This is a genomic window from Caballeronia terrestris, from assembly GCF_001544515.1.
Lineage (GTDB): Bacteria > Pseudomonadota > Gammaproteobacteria > Burkholderiales > Burkholderiaceae > Caballeronia > Caballeronia terrestris.
The window spans coordinates 1-16,043 of record NZ_FCOL02000083.1 but is presented as its reverse complement, the minus strand read 5'-3'; the positions used below and the strand labels follow the sequence as shown (position 1 = coordinate 16,043).

14 protein-coding genes are annotated in these 16,043 nt (G+C 61.8%); 11 read left to right on the top strand and 3 right to left on the bottom strand.

The genetic code is table 11. The features are described 5' to 3' along the window. Window positions 1–71 precede the first annotated feature (71 nt). From AWB67_RS30910 to AWB67_RS30870, 9 genes are all read left to right on the top strand, one after another. Entirely contained in the window at window positions 72–347 is a 276-nt protein-coding gene (locus tag AWB67_RS30910) for a hypothetical protein (RefSeq protein ID WP_087659929.1), read from the top strand. A gap of 84 nt (window positions 348–431) precedes the next feature. Further along, window positions 432–710 (top strand): hypothetical protein, encoded by a 279-nt coding sequence (locus AWB67_RS30905; protein WP_087659928.1) that lies wholly within the window; start codon window positions 432–434, stop codon window positions 708–710. A 53-nt stretch (window positions 711–763) separates the two neighbouring features. Further along, window positions 764–1,042, top strand: a complete 279-nt coding sequence (locus AWB67_RS30900) for a hypothetical protein (RefSeq protein ID WP_087659927.1) — start codon at window positions 764–766, stop codon at window positions 1,040–1,042. A gap of 221 nt (window positions 1,043–1,263) precedes the next feature. Further along, window positions 1,264–2,661, top strand: a complete 1,398-nt coding sequence (locus AWB67_RS30895; RefSeq protein WP_087659926.1) for an efflux transporter outer membrane subunit — start codon at window positions 1,264–1,266, stop codon at window positions 2,659–2,661. Window positions 2,662–2,882: 221 nt separating this feature from the next. Continuing rightward, window positions 2,883–5,369, top strand: coding sequence for an FHA domain-containing protein (locus AWB67_RS30890; RefSeq protein WP_087659925.1), 2,487 nt, complete (start codon window positions 2,883–2,885; stop codon window positions 5,367–5,369). Continuing rightward, a complete protein-coding gene (locus AWB67_RS30885; protein ID WP_087659924.1) occupies window positions 5,347–6,720 on the top strand; it encodes an HlyD family secretion protein in 1,374 nt (457 codons plus the stop codon). The genes AWB67_RS30890 and AWB67_RS30885 overlap by 23 nt, the downstream gene beginning before the upstream one ends. A gap of 50 nt (window positions 6,721–6,770) precedes the next feature. Further along, window positions 6,771–7,523 (top strand): peptidylprolyl isomerase, encoded by a 753-nt coding sequence (locus AWB67_RS30880; protein WP_087659923.1) that lies wholly within the window; start codon window positions 6,771–6,773, stop codon window positions 7,521–7,523. A gap of 17 nt (window positions 7,524–7,540) precedes the next feature. Further along, window positions 7,541–10,600: a peptidase domain-containing ABC transporter gene (locus AWB67_RS30875; RefSeq protein ID WP_087659922.1), complete on the top strand. Its 3,060-nt coding sequence runs from the start codon at window positions 7,541–7,543 to the stop codon at window positions 10,598–10,600. Then, the gene (locus tag AWB67_RS30870) at window positions 10,597–11,898 is read left to right on the top strand and encodes a sigma-54 interaction domain-containing protein (RefSeq protein WP_087659921.1); all 1,302 of its coding nucleotides are present in this window, start codon (window positions 10,597–10,599) and stop codon (window positions 11,896–11,898) included. The genes AWB67_RS30875 and AWB67_RS30870 overlap by 4 nt, the downstream gene beginning before the upstream one ends. A gap of 12 nt (window positions 11,899–11,910) precedes the next feature. Here AWB67_RS30870 and AWB67_RS30865 read toward each other — a convergent pair whose 3' ends face one another. From AWB67_RS30865 to AWB67_RS30855, 3 genes are all read right to left on the bottom strand, one after another. Further along, window positions 11,911–13,026: a 4-hydroxyphenylpyruvate dioxygenase family protein gene (locus tag AWB67_RS30865; RefSeq protein WP_087659920.1), complete on the bottom strand. Its 1,116-nt coding sequence runs from the start codon at window positions 13,024–13,026 to the stop codon at window positions 11,911–11,913. Window positions 13,027–13,270: 244 nt separating this feature from the next. Beyond that, complete coding sequence (locus tag AWB67_RS30860) at window positions 13,271–13,507, bottom strand: hypothetical protein (protein WP_087659919.1); 237 nt, start codon at window positions 13,505–13,507, stop codon at window positions 13,271–13,273. Window positions 13,508–13,537: 30 nt separating this feature from the next. Continuing rightward, on the bottom strand, window positions 13,538–14,035 hold the full coding sequence (locus AWB67_RS30855) for a lecithin retinol acyltransferase family protein (protein ID WP_087659918.1): 498 nt from the start codon (window positions 14,033–14,035) through the stop codon (window positions 13,538–13,540). Between the two features lie 469 nt (window positions 14,036–14,504). Between AWB67_RS30855 and AWB67_RS30850 the strand changes: the two genes are divergently transcribed. Beyond that, window positions 14,505–14,792, top strand: a complete 288-nt coding sequence (locus AWB67_RS30850; RefSeq protein WP_087659917.1) for a hypothetical protein — start codon at window positions 14,505–14,507, stop codon at window positions 14,790–14,792. Between the two features lie 132 nt (window positions 14,793–14,924). Continuing rightward, complete coding sequence (locus tag AWB67_RS30845) at window positions 14,925–15,695, top strand: PP2C family protein-serine/threonine phosphatase (protein ID WP_087659930.1); 771 nt, start codon at window positions 14,925–14,927, stop codon at window positions 15,693–15,695. Window positions 15,696–16,043: the final 348 nt, after the last annotated feature.

The following is a 16,043-nucleotide window of genomic DNA, read 5'->3' as shown; positions in this document are numbered from 1 at the left end:
CAACTCCAACACGATCAACGTGTTCTGAGCTGACTAAAACCATCCACACCATAAACGCAAGGAGCACCACCATGTCGACCCTCACGATCCGCGACCTGTCCCACAGCGCCGAACTCGATAGCCGTGAAATGTCCGCAGTCCGCGGCGGCACGTTCTACTTCCCCGGCTACAGCGTCTCGAAGACCGACTTCTCGTTCGATACGCAGCAACTGATCGGCCAGACGCAAAACGTCTCGAACGCGAACGGCAACAACGCCGCTTTCGTCACCGACATCGATTCGAAGGTCAAGCCGATTCAAAAGGCCAACAACTCCAACACGATCAACGTCTACGGCGGCGTCGCCTGAACGTAGAACTCAGATGCACCTGCGCGGAGGTCCGGGGACCTTCGCGCACCCTAACCCTCAATCCGAAACGCAAGGAGCACTTCCATGACCACTCTCTCGATCAGCGATCTCTCGCACAGCGCCGAACTCGACCGCAACGAAATGTCCGCCGTCCGCGGTGGCACGCTCTTCCTGCCGAGCTACAGCGAATATTCGACGAGCCTCAAGTTCGACACGCAGCAAGCCATCGGCCAGACGCAAAACGTGTTCAACGCGAACGGCAACAACGCTGCGTTCGTCACCGACATCGATTCGAAGGTCAAGCCGGTCCAGAAAGCCAACAACTCGAACACCATCAACGTGTTCGGCGGCGTTCCGGTCTAAGGCACGATTGATCAGTCAGTACTTTCCCAATCCATAGCGCAAGGAGCACCACCATGTCCAAACTCACGATCCGCGATCTGTCCAATGCCACCGAACTCGGCCGCGCCGAAATGTCCGCAGTCCGCGGCGGCACGTTCTACTTCCCCGGCTACAGCGTCTCGAAGACGGACTTCTCGTTCGACACGCAACAAGCGATCGGTCAGACGCAAAACGTTCACAACCTGAACGGCAACAACGTCGCGTTCGCGACCGACATCGACTCGAAGGTCAAGCCGATCCAGAAGGCCGACAACTCGAACACGATCAACGTGTACGGCGGCGGCGCGCTGTAAAAAAGCAGCAAAAACGCGAGGGTCCGGGGACCCTCGCGTGTTTCTTCCGTTTAGAAACTCCCGCGGCCGACAAGCATCTAGTGACGAACCTGTATGGAGTCGCCGCGCGCCGTGTGCTCTACTTGAGTTTCATCGTCCCACCACGCACTGTTCGGTCCGTTCATCGGGGAGAGATCGTGCAAGCCTTGTTGCCTTCGTGGCGCTCTGCAATCACGCGTGGCATGCGGATCATGTTGTGCGGCGCGATGTGCGCGACGCTGCTGACCGCATGCTTCGATGTGAAGGTTCCGACCTACAAGCGTCCCGATACGCCCGAAAAAACCGCGTATTCGAAGCCCGTCGTCACGGCGAGCGAAACGATCCAGCCCAACTGGTGGACGCAGTTCCACGATCCCTACCTCGACTCGCTCGTCAAGAAGGCGATAGACAGCAACTTCGATATCAAGGTGCTCGCCGCGCGCATCCAGGTGGCGGGCGCGCAGATCGGCGAGGCGCGTGCGGGCGCGTTGCCGACGATGGACGTCGGCGCTGGCGCGAGTTTCGAAAAGACGACCGGCCAACCGTTCTCGAAGCAGTTCAACCTCGGCACGCAGGTGAACTGGGACATCGATATCTGGGGCGCGGTCGAAAAAGGTGTGCAGGCGCAGACGGCCGAGTTTCGCGCCACCGAATGGGACTGGCGCGCGGGCTACCTGAAGCTCGTCTCGGACGTCTCGACGACGTACTTCCAGATTCTCCAGTTCGACGACCAGATCGAGCAGCAGAAGCAGACGATTGCAACCAACCAGAAAATCCTGACGATCTTCGAGGGCATGCAGACGAACGGTCTCGTGCCGAAGACGCAGGTGCTGTCGCAGCGCGCCGAACTGAACCGGCTGACGCGCGAAATGCTTGAACTGCGACGTTCGCGCGATCTCGCCGACAACGCGCTCGCCACGCTGATCGGCGTGGCGGCCGGCGAATTCAAGGTGCCCGACGGCCACTTGCAGAAACGCGTGAACATTCCGGTGGTGCCGCAGGGCTTGCCTTCGCAACTGCTCGCGCGCCGGCCCGACCTGATCGCGGCAGAGTTTCGCGTGCTCGAAGCGTACGACCTGGTCGGCCAGGCGAAGCTCGCGCAACTACCGACCATCAGCCTGACGGGCCGTGGCGGCAGCGCGAGCTTTCAACTGACCGACTTGCTGAAGAGCTTCACGTTCAGCTTCCTGCCGAGCATCAACATCCCGATCCTCGATCCGAGCGTGCGCGCGCACGTCAAGACGACCGAAGCGCAGACGACCGTCGCCGAGCAGCAATATCGCGCGACCGTGATGGCCGCGTTCGAAGAGGTCGAGAACGCGCTCGTGAATCTCGATTCGCATACGAAGCAGCGCGTCGAGCTGCAGCAGGAAGTCGATCATCTGTCGATCGTCGCGGCGCAGATCGATGCGCAACTGAAGGAAGGCGTCATCTCCCAGCTTCAGGTGTTCGAGACGCAGCGCACGCTGCTCGCCGCGCAACTCGCCCTGCTCGCGAATCATCAGCAGATGCTGTCGGACACGGTGACGCTTTACAAGGCGCTCGGCGGCGGCTGGCCGACCACGAACGTGCAGAACGCTGTTAAAGAAACGCTGAAATAAAAAATGTGTTTTCGTATGAGGTTCAAGAAGCGCGATCAGTGGCTCGGATATGGCGTCGCGAGCCAGTGCCCGGCGATTGACTACGGCAATGCGTGACTTACACTTTCTACAGTTGCCGCCCGGCGGGCGGATCAGTCCAACAAAGTCTATTTGCCCGGCCGTTTGCGGGCTTTCCACTGACGCGCGGGCGTCAGCGGCTAGACGTTCCCTGTGACGTGGACATGGCTCCAGGCGATTCGATAGCAGAGGTGCACGCGAGCGTGGGCGAGGCATTCGATGTCGTCCTCAAGCCGCTATCGCATCCGGAACTCTCAAAGATTCGCATCGACGAAAACCTGTTCGCGATCGGCCGGGCCGAAGCACCGTTCGATACCTGCGCGCCCGAAGCCGTCGCGCAACTGTCGCGACGTCATGCGCGTATTTTCACGGAGCACGGCGTCGTCTATCTCGCCGATCTCGACAGCAAGAACGGCACGTCGCTGAACGGCGCCGAGGTGCGGCAAAAGCCGGCGCAGCTTCGCAGCGGCGACACGATCTGCTTCGGCAGCAAGCTCTGCTATCGCGTGCAGTTCGTGCCGCGCGTGAAGGCGCGCGCGGCGCTTGCGCGTCCGACCACGCTTACGCTTACGCCCGAGCGCGACGATCTCGGCCTGCAACCGATCGACGTCGTGCAGTTTCCGTTTCTCGTCAGCAAGGCCGATGCGCTCTTCGCGCGCTATCGCGAGCCGTATCCGCATCAGGTCAATTACGTATCGCGGCGTCACGCGCACGTGTTCCTCAAGAGCGGCGCGCCGTTCGTCGAGGATCTCGGCAGCACCAACGGGACGTTCGTCAACGGCACGCGGCTCGACGCGTCGGCGGTGCCGCTCAAGGACGGCGATGTCGTCGCGTTCGGCGGTACGCATTTCGTCTATCGCGTTACCGTGCACAAGGAATCGGAAGGCGATTCGACGTTGACACAACTGAAAGCGTCGGCCAGCGCGGATGAGGATAACGACAAGACGACCTTCGTTGGCTCCGCGCATTCGTTCCTGGATATCTTCTGCGTCGATCAGCCGGTCGCGCAGGAGGACGAGGTCAATCAGGAAGCGCTGCCGGACGCCGCCGATGCAAAGAAGGACGGCGAGCGCCGCCGCGAGCGGAGCAAGCTCGCGATGATGCTCGGCGAATTGCGCACGGCCTTCACCGGCAACGAGCGCGTGACGACGCGGCGCGGGCTGATCGTCGTCGGTGCACTGGTCGCGGTGATCGTGGCCATCGCGGGGACGATCTACTTCAGCGGATCGACGGAGCGGGAAGCGAAAGGGTTCATCGCGAGCGGGCAGTTCGAGCAGGCGGCGATCGTCACGAACGATTATTTGCGGCGGCATCCGAACGATCCGCGCTTCTCCGCGCTCAACACGGAGGCGTTGCTAAAGGCGAAGGTGCCTGAATGGCTAGCGGCGCTGAAGAAAGGCGATTTCGACCGCGCGAACGCGGGAATCGCGCAAATGGATCGATTGGGTGCGAACAACGCGGACGTGCGGCCACTCATCAACGAGTTGAACTGGATCGGCAAGCTGGAAAGTTTCGTGCTGGGCCGCGGCGGTCCGGATGCGCCGATCCGAATCTATGCCGATGAGGACCGCATCGGCGAGATCCTGAAGCACTGGGACGACGATGCTTCGAGCCATCAGCGCTCGCTCGACCGCATTGCGTCCTACGTGCCCGAGTTCGCGACGCCTTACGCCGGAGCGCTCAGCCATCTGCGCAAGCTGCAAAGCGACGACTCGGTGTATCTCGCGGCCATCGAGCGGTTGAAGGCGAGCATCGCGAAGGAACTGGCGCAGGATCATCCGGAAGCGCTGCAACCGGTGCTGAACGATTACGCGGAGAAGTACCCGCGCCTCGGCGGACTCGATCGCGTGCGTGAGGATTTGCGCCAGTACCTCGATCTGCAGACGCAGGCGCGCGGCACGAGTCTCGCGCCGCTCGTCGCGACGCTCGGCAAGGTGAAGTTCACCACGCCGCCGTTTCAGGAGCAGTTCCGGCAGATGAGCGCGAGCCGTCTGCCGTCGCCTGAAGCGATTGCCCAATACGAAGCGGTGCGCGGGGCGTGGAAGAACGGCAAGAGCGCGCAGGCCATCGATGGCTTGCAGAAGATGCCTGCCGGGCCGTGGTCGGATGTGGTCGCGACAGAACTCGCGCACAAGAAGGCCGTAGCCGCGCAGTTCGCCGACGTGCAGAAGGCGCGCGGCACGAAGGGCTACGAAGACACGCTGCTGTCGTTCTACGAAACGCTCGATCCGCAGGACGATGCGTTCTTCGCGAAGGCCGTCGATCCCGATGTCGCGGCGTTTAAGGACAAGGCCCTCGCACGTGCGCAAAGCCTCATGACGCAGGCGCAGTCGCAATGGTTGCAGTATCGCGAGAACGGATCGATCGGCGGCACGCAGCGGCTCGAAGCCGGCATTTCCGATACGTTCCGCACGCAGGCGCGCCTGCTCGCGGACGCGCAGACCGGTGCTCGGCACGGCATGCGCATCTTCAAGCAGATGAAGGCCGACGGCGCCGCGAAGTGGCAGAAGATGGCCGACGAGATCGATGCCGAAGCGCTATTGCAGCGGCGTTCGCTGCAGGAGTTGCGCATGGTGCTCGAACCCGGGCTCCTGAAGTCCAAGCTCGAACTGATAGGAGGGCCGGCCAGTGAAGAACGACGCGCACCTTAAGCCCCTCGCCGAGGCGCTGGAGGATCACGGGCCTGAGGGCATCGCGATCCTCACGGCCGAGCCGTGGAAGCTCACGCAGGCGCTCGTCCTCGGGATGGTGGCGCTCGTCGTGTCGGCGGTGCTGTGGTCGTTTATCGGACGCGCCGACGTGATCGTGACCGCAGTCGGCACGCTCTCGCCCGAGTCGGACGTGCGCCGCATTTATGCGCCGATCGACGGCGAGCTCGCGGACCTTTATATCGCCGAAGGGCAGCCGGTGCAGAAGGACGACGTGCTCGCGCGCATCAACGCGCGCGGTGCGATCGAGGCCGCCAGCAACGCGCTCGAAGCGCGCCTCAAGCTCGACGACGCCGAGCGCGAATGGAAGCAGTTCCCCGAGAAGAAGCTGCTGATGGAACGCAAGGCGGCGGCGCTCAAGGATCAGATGGAAGTGGAAGAGCGGTTGCACCAGAACCGCGTATCCGAAGGCACGACCAAGCTCGCCGAAGGGCAGAAGGCGCAGTTGCAGGAAGCGCGCAGCGCGCTCGAAAGTGCGAGGCGTGCCCGCGATAACGCGAAGATCGACCTCGACCGCTTCGCGCGCCTCTTCGCGCTGCCGGGCGGCGGCGGGATCGCGGAATCGCAGGTCGAGCAGAAGCGCAATGCGTATCTCGAAGCGGACAGCGCGTTTCGTGTCGCGCAGTCGAAGCTCTCCGAACTCGACTTTCGCCTGAGCCACGAGTATTCGCAAGCGAAGGCGCAGCTAGAGACGAGCGGACAGGAAGCGATCAACCTGCGGCTGCAATACGAATCGGCGATGCGCGAGATCGCGAGCACGCAGGACAAGTTGCGTCTGCAACTACAGACGGCACGCCTTGTCGCCGATGCGGCCGCGCGCATCCGCTTCGAGAACATCGACAAGGACAATTTCCTGCTGATCCTGGCACCCGTATCGGGCGTCATCACCGATGTCACCTCGACGCAGCCCGGCGACAAGATCCAGGCGAACACGCCGCTCGGCGGCATCGCGCCGAAGAACGCGAAGGCCGTGCTGAAGATCGAAATCGCCGAACAGGACCGCGCGTTCCTGCGCGAAGGGCAGCCGGTCAAGCTCAAGTTCAACGCGTTTCCGTATCAGCGCTATGGGCTGATCGAAGGGACGCTTGCGTTTATTTCTCCTGCGACCAAGCCAAGCCCTACCACCAAGCAGCCGGTGTACGAAGGCCGCGTGACGCTCAATCGCGACTACTACCAGATCTCGGAAACGAAATACCCGCTGCGCTACGGCATGACGGCGACGGCGGAGGTCGTCGTGCGCGAGCGGCGGCTGATCGACCTCGGGCTCGACCCGTTCAGGAACATGGCTGGATAACGTATCCACTGCGCTTGAAGCGCGTGTCCAACTTTTAAGGAGCGAATGAGATGACGGCGATTGTGCGAATCGATGAGGAAGTGGTCGACGTCGGGGAGTTCGTGAGGCTGCTCAAGCTGAACGGCCAGTTCGACACTCTCATCGAACAGCTCGTGCGGGACAAGATCACGGTGCGCGCCGCGAAGCAGCACGGCGTGGTGGTGACCGCCGACGACATTCAGACGCGGGCCGACCAGTTCCGCCGCATCCGCAGCCTGCACCGGGCGGCCGACATGAACAACTATCTCGGCGCGCTGAGCGTGAGCCTCGACGAGTTCGAGGTCTTCATCACCGATACGCTCTATCAGGAGAAGATGCTGGAGCAGGTCGGCACCGACGACGCCATCGACGAGTACTTCAAGCTGAATTCACCGAAGTTCGACAGCATCGAAGTGAGCCACATCGTGCTCGATACCGAGGGCAAGGCGAAGGAGATGATCTCCTATCTCAACGATGACCCCGACGCATTCGCCGACATGGCGCGCGAGCATTCGCTCGCCGATACGCGCGACGAGGGCGGCGTGATCGGCCGCGTGCTGCGCGGGCAGTTGAAGGCGGACATTGAAGCGAAGGTCTTCAACGCGAACGTCGGCGATCTGCTCGGACCGTTCCCCGCCGGCGACGGATCGCAGTTCGAGATTTTCTCGGTAACGGCCAAGCACCCGGCGACGCTCGATGAAGACGTCGCCGGCGAAATCCGTCGCCTGCTGCGCGAAGACTGGCTGATCGCGCGGGCGCAGGAACACATCATCGAAGCGCGTTGACGAGGGCTTGAGACTACATGGACGCGCCACCCAAACTGGATTCGCCCGCCGACTTCCTCGCGACAGTCGAACTGCTGTCGCCGTTCACGCGCGAAGAGATTGAGCTGCTGGCCGAGCATGCGCAGTCGCGTTTCTTCGCGTTCGGCGAGACCGTGTGCAACGCGGGCGATGCCGCCGACGGACTCTTCGTGATCAAGGCCGGGTCCGTGCGCATCTTCACGGAGGAGCACGGCAAGGAAATCAGCATGGGGGTGCGCAAGGAACGCGAAGTCTTCGCCGACATCGCGATGCTGCGCGAATACCGGCATGAATCGTCGGTGCGTTCTTCGGGCAAGACCGAGCTTCTTTTCATTCCACGCAGCATCATCGAGCCAATCATCACGCGAAATCCGGCGGCGCTCGCGTTCGTCACGAGCTATGTCGCGATCAATTCGGCGGGCGGGTTCGTTGCGCGTCTCTTCGATTTGCGCGGCAAGCTCAACAAGAGTGAACTCGAGGAATGCGTGCGCAGCGTCGGCGTGAAGCGCGTCGGCGCGGGCAAGGAGATTCTCAAGCAGGACTCGCGCGAAGACCGGCGCCTCTATGTCGTGCGGCAGGGCGAAGTGCGCATCGTGCGCAACGAAGGCAACGCCGAGCATCTGCTCGCGACCCTTGGCCCCGGCGAGATCTTCGGCGAGAAGGCGTGCGTGATGCGTCAGGAGCAGATGACGTCGGCCGTCGCGAGCGCCGACACGCGCCTGCTCGTGATTCCCGAGAAGACGGTCCACTTCATCCTCGAACGCAACGTGAAGCTGCGCGAAGTGCTGGAGGAACGCATCCGCTTCACCGAGCGCGAACTGCAGCGGCAGAAAAAACTCGCCGAGCGCCGCACGATTCCTTCGATGCTCGACCTGCACACGAAGCCCGAGATGGGCGAGCACATCATCAAGCGCTTCGCGTGGGTCGAGCAGGCCGAGGAGATGGATTGCGGCGCGGCGTGCCTAGCGATGATCTGCAAGCACTATGGCATCTCGATGACGCTCGGCAAGCTACGTGAACTCGCGAACGTCACGACCCAGGGCGCAACGCTCGACAGCCTCGCGCGCGCCGGTGAATCGCTCGGCTCCACGGCGCGCGGCGTACAGTGCACGTTCGAATCGCTGCGCGGCTTCGACCTGCCGTTCATCGTGCACTGGGAGGGCTACCACTACATCGTCGTGTATGGCGTCTCGAAGGAATGCGTGTGGGTGGCGGACCCGGCGATCGGCTTCAAGAAGATGACCGTCGGCGAATTCGAGCGCGGCTGGAGCGGCACTTGCCTGCTGTTCACGGCAGGGCAGGACATGGCGCAGAAGTCGGTGTCGCGCTCGCCGTGGATCAGGTTCGTCGGCTATCTCAAGCCGTATCGCAAGATCCTGCTGCATCTCTTTCTCGCGACGTTCGTGATCCAGGTGCTCGGCGTGATACCGCCGGTCATCATCCAGAACATCCTCGATGGCGTGATCGTCCATCAGAACGTCGGCTTGCTGCATGTGCTGATCGTCGGGCTCATCATCTCGAACCTGTTCTCTCAACTGATGTCGACGATACGCGCGTACCTCGCGAACTTCATGGTGCGCAACATGGACTTCGCGATGATGTCGCAGTTCTTCAAGCACACGCTTTCGCTGCCCTTCGGCTTCTTCGCGAAGCGCAAGACCGGCGACATCTTCGCGCGCTTCCAGGAGAACCACACGATCCGCGCGTTCCTCACGGAATCGACGGTCACGACGGTGCTGAACCTGCTGATGATCTTCATCTACTTCACGATCATGTTCCTCTACAACGTGAAGATGACGATCATCCTGATCGTGTTCGTGATACCGATCATGGTGCTCACCGCCGTCGCCACGCCGCGCATCAAGCACTATGCGCGCGAGGTGTTCGCCGCCGCCACCGATGCGAAGTCGTTCCTGATGGAAGCGTTGGGCGGCGTCGAGACGATCAAGGGCATGGGCATCGAGCGGCCGGTTCGCATCAAGTGGGAGAAGAAGTACGCGAAGTCGCTGGAAGTGCAGTACAGGGCGCAGACCTTCAATATCGGCGTCGGACTTGCGAGCCAGATCCTCAACACGGCGACGACGATCGCAATTCTCTGGGTTGGCGCGAACATGGTGCTGACGCACGAGATGACGATCGGGCAACTGATCGCGTTCAACGCGTTCATGGGCAGCGTGCTTTCACCGCTCATGGGGCTGATCGGCCTGTGGAGTCTGCTCAACGATGCGGGCGTCGCGATGGAACGGCTCGGTGACGTGCTCGACATGGAGCCCGAGCAGAAGCCGGGGGAGGTGGCGTCGCGCGTGATGCTGCCGGATTTGCAAGGGGAGATCAGCCTGAACGGCGTCTACTTCAAGTATGGCGAGTCGGACACGGATTACGTGCTCGAAAACATCAGCTTCGACATCAAGCCGGGCGAGCTGATTGCGATCGTCGGGCGCAGCGGTTCGGGGAAGACGACGCTTGCAAAACTGCTCGTCGGATTCTATGCGCCGACTGAAGGCAAGATGGTCGTCGACGGCTATGACCTGAGCGTGATCGACAAGGGCTACTATCGCGCGCAGATCGGCTATGTGATGCAGAGCAACCTGCTGTTCTCGGGAACGATCGCGGAGAACATCGCGAGCGGCGACGAAGCGCCGGACAGAAGGCGCATCGAAGAAGTCGCGAAGATGGCCGACGCGCACGCGTTCATCGCGAAGATGCCACTGGGGTATGAACAGATCGTCGGAGAACGCGGCGTCGGGTTGTCGGGCGGACAGATACAGCGGCTTTGCATCGCGCGGGCGCTCTATCACGATCCGCGTTTGCTCGTGTTCGACGAAGCCACCTCCGCGCTCGATACGCAATCGGAGAGCAACATCCTCGGCAACATGCAGGAGATTTTGAAGGGCCGCACGGCGGTGATCATCGCGCACCGGCTCTCCACGATCATGCGCGCGGACAAGATCCTCGTGCTGTACGAGGGCGGCATCGTCGAACAGGGCAAGCACGATGAACTCGTGGCGAGGAAGGGCATGTACTATCAACTGGTGCAGAAGCAATTGAGCGCGGCATGAAGATACTCGACCAACCCGAAGAAAGCGCACCGTCGCCGGGCTCGGCGATCTCATACGCCGGCCTCATCGAGAAGATCGAGATTCTTCGCTCAACATTGCGATGGTCGTCCAAGCTCGAACGGCCCGAGATCGAGAAGCTCTTGAAGCAGGCGAGTTCGTTGCGCGACGAGGTCATGCAGTTGTCGCACAAGGAGCGCTTCGTGCAGGCGGCGGTGGCCGAGCCGAAGCGCGTCGATCTGACGCCCGGTGCGCGGCGGCAGGGCTTGCTCGAACGCAGCTTCATCTTCGAGGGCACGTTCGGCGATAACCCGAAGCTGCTCGAAGCGCTGGAAATTGCGGAGAAGGCCGCGCCGACGGATCTGCCCGTGCTCATCGATGGCGAGAGCGGCACCGGCAAGGAGTTGATGGCGAAGGTGATCCACGCGAACGGCTCGCGCGCGGACAAGCCGTATATCTCGGTCAACTGCGGCGCGATTCCGGACAATCTGCTCGAATCGGAACTCTTTGGGCACAAGAAGGGCGCGTTTACGGGCGCATCGAACGATCGCAAGGGCAAGTTCGAAAGTGCGCATACGGGCACAATCTTTCTCGATGAAATCGGCGAGTTGCCGTTGTCGGGACAGGTGAAGTTGCTGCGTGTTTTAGAGGCGCATGAGATTCAGCGCGTCGGGTCGGATGAGCCGATCGCGGTGGATACGCGCATCGTCGCGGCGACCAATCGCAACTTGCGGCAGTTTTGCGATGAGGGACGGTTTCGCGAGGACCTTTACTATCGGCTTAGCGTGATTCATTTGACGCTGCCGCCGTTGCGTGAACGTCGCGATGAGATACCGCTTTTGCTCGCTTACTTCGGCGATGAAGCGGCGGCGACGCTCAAGCGGCGGCCGGTGAAGCTGTCGCCGCGTCTGCGTGATTTTCTCAAGGGCTATGACTATCGCGGGAATATTCGCGAGTTGCGCAACATCATCTACCGCATCGCTTGCCTTGCGGGCGACATGGCCGACGTCGAGCATCTGCCGATCGATATCCGGCCCAAGTCGGCGCTATCGGCCGTGATGAACGATGTACAGGCGGGCGGCAGCGTTATCGCGGGTGCGACGTCGCTCAGCGAGGCCAAGCGCACGGCGAGTGATGAGGCCGAACGCGCGTTTCTTGAGCGAGGTTTGCAGGAAGTCGGAGGGACGGTTGCGGAGCTGGCGCGCAGGTTCGAGATGAACCGGTCGCACTTGCAGATGCTGCTCAAGAAGCACGGACTTCATTCGAAGGATTTCAGGCATCAGGCGGCCGACAAGGCTTGACGCCGGCTTTCTCTATCCCATAGAGCGAGCAAGCGCAAGCGCTCCAAGATTCCCTTCACCAAACCCATGATGCCCGCGCCGCTCGACAATCTCGAAGAACATATCCCCCGGCTCGCGCTCGAGGAAGGTCTGCAGGAACAACTGCGGCGCCCCATCCTCGCCGATCTCGCCATCGACGAGAATCCCGCGTGCGCGTAGCCGCTCGACATCGAGCCCATGTCCCGGCAAGCGCGTATCGAGCTGATCGTAATAGCGCGCCGGCGGCTCGACGAACCGCACGCCGCGCTGGATCAAGGCATCGACGGAAGCGAAAATATCCGCTGACGCCAGCGCGATATGCTGCACGCCTTCGCCCGCGTGATCGGGAAGATACTGCTGCATGAGGTCCGTGCGATACGTGCCTTCCTCGTAGACCGGGATGCGGATCGAGCCGCACGGAGACACCGTCACCGCCGAATCCTGCGAGACATGCCAGTCCGGATGCACCTGATGGATCTCCTCGAAGTGCAGCACCTCGCGATAAAACTCCAGCCACTCCAGAATGCGCCCCGCGCCGACCGTCTGCGTGAAGTGATCGACTTCGAGCAGTCCCGTGCTGCGCGCCGCCGCAGTTTCGCTCGCGCCTTCTATCGGACGGAAATCGACGTCATAGATCGACGACTCGCTGCTGCTCCCCGGATGCTTGCCCGGCCACTGATCGACGAAATAGATGTGCGAATCGCCGATTCCCTGGATCGCCGGAATCGCGAGTTCGTTCGGGCCGATCTTCTCGCCTTCGAAATCCCAGGCGCCGTAATCAACGGCCCGTTCGTGCGCCGTCTGCGCATCCAGCACGCGAATGCCGATCGCGCAAATGCCCACGCCGTGCGTCTCGGCAAAGCGCGACGCGAACGAATCCGGCTCGGCGTTGAGCAGGAACCGCATGTCGTTCTGGCGGAACAGCGTCACCGCCTTGCTCACGTGGCGCGCGACCGGCACGAAGCCGAGCCGCCCGAAGAGCGTCGCGAGACTCTCGGGGTTCGGGCTCGAAAATTCGACGAACTCCAGACCCGCGATGCCGAGCGGGTTGTCGGGAGCGCCGTCGTCGGGCGTCGGGTCGGCGGAGGAATCGGAGTCGGGATGCGTCATCTGCTAGGTCTCGAAAGGGTCGGCATGCGAGCGGCGCCGGCAGCGGGTGCTGCACCGCGGCGTGGCCCAAGAGGCCCGCATTCGCGGCGCGCAGCTTCGTACGGCGCGGCTGATCCTGCAAAGCTGGAAAAGTTGCCCGTAGAGTAGCGGTTGCGCGCTCGGAATGTCAAAGCCGGCGATCGCTTCGGGGGCACGCAAGACAGTGCGAGACCGTACTTGCAAGCAGCATGCCGTCCCGCGGGACTCAGGCAGCCAGCCGCTCGACACCCATCGACGGCCGCTTGATCTGCGGCGGAAACACGTTCCACGAGCCGTCGTCGTGGCGGAAGAAGACGATCGCGAGCACGCCGGTCGGCCGCAGCGCTTCCACGCAGACATAACGCGCTCGCACGCAGAATCGCACGACGCGGGCGGGCATCGCCGGAGTCGGCGCGAGCCATTTGTCGACGGCGGAGCGGAGTGACTTTTCGTCGGTGTGCATGATCTTCCCCTTGGATTTTCGTGAGCGCTGTTAAGCGGCTTGCGCGCCGGTGAAGAACCGGCTGCGCTTGGCTTCGATGAACGCCCGGAAAAGTCCCGCGACCGCATGAATCGCGACGCGCGGGCTGGCGAAGCAGGCATCCACTTGCTGGCTGCGGTTCACACCGAACAGACACCACGTGCAGAAATGCTCGCAGTTGTTGGTCAGCAACCGATAGTTGTCTTCGCCGAGACGGCTTTGCGCGCGGCGAACCGCTTCGAGCCCGACGAACTTCGCGGCGGGGTTGAGGCGGAGCGACACGTCGTGGCCGGCGGCGAATTGCTCGATCGAGATTTCTTCGACCGGGCCGCGATGCAGCGACTTTGCGAAGCCTGCGTAGTGGATGACGCGACCGTTGCCGATATAGATGCCGTGGTGTTCGTAGCCGGAGCGAAGCGTGACGAGTTGGGTTCCCAGAGCCGGTTCCGTGTCGAACGAAAAGGCTGTGCCTTGGTGTTCGAACAGTGCGGAAAGTTGGTTGGTTGACATGGCTCGCTCCGATTTGTTTTAGCTGGGTCCGAAGCGTCGATGTGTTTGTTTTGACGCTTCGTTGCCAACTCCTTTGCATCAATCGGGCCAGTGTTTGCAAGTCTATGATTTAAAAGAAAAATAGAGAAATTTGTCACGGATGAAATCCAATGAGTGTGTTGGGTAGACCAACACTTTTCAAAGGTGTTTGTTGGGCATCAACCACCACCGCTTTGAGCACATGTTTAAGCGGCAAAGTCCATGCAAAGGGCGACAAAAGGGAGTGTTGGTCCGGCGCGTGGCGGCCAGACACTTGTGTTGGCCGCCAGCCAACGGATCGCGAGTCGGGAAACGATGTGATCGACGGCGAGGGTCCAGCAAAGCCCAAGGAATCAAGCGCTTAGAACGATTCGCGGTTGCATCGACGAACCCGGCATGAGCTTTGCAAGAAGAAGCGCGTTCCCCGTCGCACATGCCCTGGAGATACCAAATGAGCGCCCTTACCGTCACCGACCTTGAATACGATCGCGAGCTCGATCAGAAAGCAATGGCCTCCATCAGCGGAGGCGGCGGCGCGCCCTGGATTTACGGCTGGATCACGCCGTACTCGCCGTCACAGCCGGGGTTCGGCGGTGTCGTCAACATTTACGACATCACGAACAACTTCACCGCGGACCAGATGATCAACCAGTTCCAGTCGGTCGATGTCCACAACAGCGGCGCCAACTCGAACATCAACGTGAGCCCGAACGCGATCGCCGGCAATACGAAGGGATAGCGTTGCGCGCGCCGGCCGGCTCACTCGCGCGGGGCCGGAAAATGCCATTCGTGGCGCGGCGCGTTGGTGCACAATTGACTGGCTGCCGGTGCCGTTTGCCGTCACGCGCTATTGAAGATCGGAGAGGTTGTCGTGACCTTTACCACAGAGTTTCGATGGACGTCGGCCGCACGCACGGATGCGGGACGCGTGCGGCACATCAACGAGGACGCGTTTCTCGATCAGCCCGACCTGGGCGTCTGGGCCGTCGCCGACGGCATGGGCGGCCACGCGGTGGGCGATCTCGCGAGCCGTCTTGTCATCGAGAGTTTGACGGGCGTGTCGTCGCCGGACGGGCTTGCGAGCCTCGTCGCCGATGCGCGTGACCGGCTCGTGCGGGTGAATGGACAGCTTCGCCTGGAGGCGGCCAAACGACAGGTGCAGCGCATCGGGAGCACGGTCGTGCTGCTGGTGGCGCGCGAGCGTTTCTGCGGATATCTGTGGGCTGGCGACAGCCGCATCTATCTTTGCCGCGACGGGCGGTTGCGTCAGTTGACGCGTGATCATAGTCATGTCGAGGAACTCAAGGCGCGTGGCCAGATTACCGCTGAGGAAGCACTGCATCATCCGGCGCAGCATCTGATTACGCGCGCGGTCGGTGCGATGGATACGCTTCAACTCGATGAAGATGCCGTCGCGCTCAACGATGGCGATACGTTCCTGCTTTGCAGCGATGGGCTCAGTAATGAGGTCTCCGAGCAGGAGATGCTCGGCGAGCTTGCTTCGGGGGATTGCCAGAGGGCGGCGGAACGACTGGTCGATATCGCGCTCGCGCGCGGGGGCCGGGACAATATTTCGGCCGTCGTCGTTCATGCGCAGGATCTTTTTTGTTCCGATAAGACGCAGTTGAATCCGGCGGTTTGAAATTCGTTGGCGGTAGGCGCCTGGAGTTGGGTTGGTGTTTCAACCGTTTGATGCGCCTGGGCTTCTGTGGAACTTGCTTTCTTAGCGGTCTATTTTGCTCTGCCCCTGTCCGGGGCGGGACTCACTTTCTTTGCTGCTGCAAAGAAAGTAAGCAAAGAAAGCAGCTTTCAACCGCCAGTGCTAACGAACCCTCACTTGCGCTTTTACGGATTGGCGCTGGAGAGTAAGTGTCGCCCTCACGGCAGAGCCGGGCTTGGCTCGCGGACCCACTGTGGCAACGCGCACTTCCTCGGAGTGGTATGCGCTCCGTTTGGCTCCGTCCTCGCTTCGCTCCGACGTGAGGTTCAC

Coding starts and splice junctions, on each gene's coding strand:
- AWB67_RS30875 (WP_087659922.1), top strand. CDS start 7,541: ATGGACGCGCCACCCAAACTGGATTCGCCCGCCGACTTCCTCGCGACA.
- AWB67_RS30895 (WP_087659926.1), top strand. CDS start 1,264: ATGCGGATCATGTTGTGCGGCGCGATGTGCGCGACGCTGCTGACCGCA.
- AWB67_RS30850 (WP_087659917.1), top strand. CDS start 14,505: ATGAGCGCCCTTACCGTCACCGACCTTGAATACGATCGCGAGCTCGAT.
- AWB67_RS30900 (WP_087659927.1), top strand. CDS start 764: ATGTCCAAACTCACGATCCGCGATCTGTCCAATGCCACCGAACTCGGC.
- AWB67_RS30905 (WP_087659928.1), top strand. CDS start 432: ATGACCACTCTCTCGATCAGCGATCTCTCGCACAGCGCCGAACTCGAC.
- AWB67_RS30860 (WP_087659919.1), bottom strand. CDS start 13,507: ATGCACACCGACGAAAAGTCACTCCGCTCCGCCGTCGACAAATGGCTC.
- AWB67_RS30870 (WP_087659921.1), top strand. CDS start 10,597: ATGAAGATACTCGACCAACCCGAAGAAAGCGCACCGTCGCCGGGCTCG.
- AWB67_RS30910 (WP_087659929.1), top strand. CDS start 72: ATGTCGACCCTCACGATCCGCGACCTGTCCCACAGCGCCGAACTCGAT.
- AWB67_RS30880 (WP_087659923.1), top strand. CDS start 6,771: ATGACGGCGATTGTGCGAATCGATGAGGAAGTGGTCGACGTCGGGGAG.
- AWB67_RS30855 (WP_087659918.1), bottom strand. CDS start 14,035: ATGTCAACCAACCAACTTTCCGCACTGTTCGAACACCAAGGCACAGCC.
- AWB67_RS30865 (WP_087659920.1), bottom strand. CDS start 13,026: ATGACGCATCCCGACTCCGATTCCTCCGCCGACCCGACGCCCGACGAC.
- AWB67_RS30890 (WP_087659925.1), top strand. CDS start 2,883: ATGGCTCCAGGCGATTCGATAGCAGAGGTGCACGCGAGCGTGGGCGAG.